Genomic DNA, 3,172 nt, shown 5'->3' on the forward strand with positions numbered 1-3,172 from the left:
GTTTTCTTCAATCTGGTGTCTATATCTATAAGGGTTACACCCGTTCCCATTCCGAACACGACGGTTAAGCCTTTTAGAGCCCATGATACTGCAGGGGAGGCCCTGTGGGAAAGTAGGTCGTCGCCAGATCTTAGATGGCTTCATAGCTCAGTCGGTAGAGCAGTAGACTGAAAATCTACGTGTCCTTGGTTCGATTCCGAGTGAAGCCACCATAAAAGACTACATCATGACGATGTAGTCTTTTTTTTACGGTCATTTATGCATAGTTAAGACTGCGAATCTCGCAAATCTATGCAGCTCAGTTATAAATGGAAGATAAACAGTGCAATGTAATCGTTGACGCGGAAACTGAAAATACTATACAATCGAAGTGTGAAAAATAAATTCAGGAGATACAAAATGGACGTATTGACCCACATCAAGGAAGAACACGAACAGTTTAGAAACCTGATGAAGGAAATTGAAAATGCTGCAGGTGAAAAGAAGAAAGAGCTTTTCAGAGAACTTTACGCACAGCTGCATGGACACCATGAAGCAGAGGAACATGTTGTGTTTCCGCTGGTGAAGAAAAAAGTCGCTGAGGAAGACAAAGAAGTGGTTCGAGAGATGATTGAAGAGCACAGTTTAGGAAACTATCAGTTCAGCGTCATTGAGAAAACCTTTGTGGATAATGAAACATGGGATGCGAAGTTCAGTGTGCTGAAGGAAGTGCTGGAACATCATATGAAGGAAGAGGAAGACGAATTCATCACACTGGCCAGAAAAGTACTACCCAAAGAAAAGCTGGAAGAAGTACTGGAAGAGTTTGACGCAGTGTTGGAGAAGAAAAAGAAAGAAAAAGAGAAGGATCTGAAACAGAAATAAGAGATCATTCATAGAAGTCAGTAGCTGGAAGAGAAATCTTTCGGCTTTTTTTCTTGCGCGTAATCGAGTGTTTTTCCTAGGAGATTACGGTTTGTTTCTTCATGATATATTCTAATGAAGTCCTGAAGAAGAGTGTTTGCAGGGAACGGAAATATGGATAGCGCACACTGTTTTTATTCCAGTACTGATGCTAGATGAAAATGAGAGAATAAGTTTAGTAATACTAAACTTATTATTTATAAAACTTTATATAAAATTATTGACACGACGCTTATTTTTCTGTAAACTCACTTGGGATAGAGTTTTACAGAGATGGGATTTCATAGAGTAAACAGACATGAAATAACAGATAATGACCTTTGTAACATGAAAATACCGATCAATTTAAAGAGAAGGAGCGCCAAAAAATGGCAGAAAAACTGAAACTATACGGCTTTAACAATTTGACGAAGACCTTAAGCTTTAATATCTATGATATCTGTTATGCAAAGACCGAGAAAGAACAGAGCGAATACGTAGATTACATTGATGAGATGTATAATTCCGAGAGACTCACAAAGATACTCTGCGACGTAACAGATATGATCGGAGCACATGTACTGAATATCTCGAAACAGGATTATGATCCGCAAGGAGCAAGTGTCACCATTCTGATTTCAGAAGAACCCCTGCTCATGTCCAGTGTAGACCCTTCCTGTAATCTGGGAGAAAGCCTATATGAGAAAAGAGACAGTGTAGTAGGACATCTGGACAAGAGCCATCTGACGGTTCATACCTATCCTGAATATCATCCGGATAAATCCATTGCCAGCTTCAGAGTAGACATCGAGGTATCCACCTGCGGTAAGATCTCACCGCTGAATGCTCTGGATTATCTCATCGGAAGCTTTGATTCTGATATCATCACCATAGATTACAGAGTACGTGGGTTCACCAGAGGGGAAGATGGACGCAAGTTCTTCATGGACCATGACATCAGGTCCATTCAGGAATATATCGATGAAAAGACATTAGAGGCTTATGACGCCCAGGATATCAATGTATATCAGGCAAACCTCTTTCACACGAAAATGCTGATCAAGGAACTGAATCTGCAGAACTATCTTTTCAGAAACGATATAAGAGAGTTCACGCCGAAAGAGCGTCTGGAGATTTCAAATAATCTGAGAAGAGAAATGATTGAGATCTACAGCGGCAGAAATATATACGATTAATACTTGAAACGGAGGGAATAATATGGAACTTTGGTATACAGAAAATCACAGCAAGGAAGCGAAGTTTTCCATCAAGGTGGAAAAACAGCTGTATTCAGGAAAAAGTGATTTTCAGAGGATAGATGTATTTGAAAGCAATGAATTCGGTAAGTTCTTCACTTTGGACGGACTGGTGATGATCACGGAAAAAGATGAGTTCATCTACCATGACATGATTGTTCACGTGCCCATGGCGACGAATCCTGCCATCAAAAAGGTGCTGGTCATCGGTGCCGGAGACGGTGGGACAGTAAGAGAACTGGTCCGATATGAAAGCATTGAGAAAATCGACATGGTTGAAATCGATCAGCTTGTGGTGGATGTGTGCAGAGAATATTTCCCCCATTCCACCAGCGGCCTGGATGATGAGAGAGTTAACCTGTATTTTGAAGACGGACTGAAGTTTGTCAGCGAGAAGGTGAATGAATATGACCTGATCATCGTGGACAGTACAGACCCCATCGGCCCAGGAGAAGGCCTCTTCACCAGAGTGTTCTATGAAAACTGTCATAAAGCGCTGACGGATAAAGGTATTCTTGTGAATCAGCATGAAAGTCCTTTTTACGAGGAATATCAGAAAGCCATGCAGAGAGCTCATCAGAGAATCCACGAATTCTTCCCTGTGGCTAAAGTGTATCAGGTTCATATACCAACCTACGCATCCGGTCACTGGCTCTTCGGATTCGCATCCAAGTCCTTCGATCCGGTCAAGGATCTTGATGCAGACAGATGGAATGCCCTGGGGCTTGAAACAGGATACTACAACACGGAAATTCATAAGGCTTGCTTTGCGCTGCCAAACTACGTGAAGAAGCTGCTAAGTGAGGCAGTAAGTAAATAGACTCAGCTGAAAGGAAGGAAGCGTTTTCGGAGGCCACTGAAAAAGTCTAATAAATCAGATCTGAGAAATCATCTCAGGTCTTTTTTTATTCTTATTATTTATCACATATCTATTGAATATATTATAAATATATAGTATAATTAGCATATGGAAAAGTATACCCTTGTGAGGTGCTTTATGATCAAAAATCAGTTCGAAGTCTTAAGAAGTCAGT

General features: G+C 40.8%; 3 protein-coding genes, 1 tRNA gene and 1 rRNA gene. All 5 read left to right on the forward strand.

Features of this window, described 5'->3' with window-relative positions:
- Positions 1 to 11: 11 nt before the first annotated feature.
- The 5 genes from rrf to speE all read left to right on the forward strand — a co-directional run bounded on the left by rrf (position 12) and on the right by speE (position 2,958).
- Positions 12 to 129: ribosomal RNA gene (rrf, locus tag J3A84_RS15180) — 5S ribosomal RNA — on the forward strand.
- Positions 130 to 136: 7 nt separating this feature from the next.
- A tRNA-Phe gene (locus J3A84_RS15185) sits at positions 137 to 212 on the forward strand.
- A gap of 187 nt (positions 213 to 399) precedes the next feature.
- Positions 400 to 864, forward strand: a complete 465-nt coding sequence (locus tag J3A84_RS15190) for a hemerythrin domain-containing protein (protein WP_207600899.1) — start codon at positions 400 to 402, stop codon at positions 862 to 864.
- A gap of 407 nt (positions 865 to 1,271) precedes the next feature.
- On the forward strand, positions 1,272 to 2,078 hold the full coding sequence (gene speD / locus J3A84_RS15195; protein WP_207600900.1) for an adenosylmethionine decarboxylase: 807 nt from the start codon (positions 1,272 to 1,274) through the stop codon (positions 2,076 to 2,078).
- 22 nt (positions 2,079 to 2,100) lie between these two features.
- A complete protein-coding gene (speE, locus tag J3A84_RS15200; RefSeq protein WP_207600901.1) occupies positions 2,101 to 2,958 on the forward strand; it encodes a polyamine aminopropyltransferase in 858 nt (285 codons plus the stop codon).
- Positions 2,959 to 3,172: the final 214 nt, after the last annotated feature.

The sequence above is a fragment of the Proteiniclasticum aestuarii genome, assembly GCF_017368455.1.
Taxonomy (GTDB): domain Bacteria; phylum Bacillota; class Clostridia; order Clostridiales; family Clostridiaceae; genus Proteiniclasticum; species Proteiniclasticum aestuarii.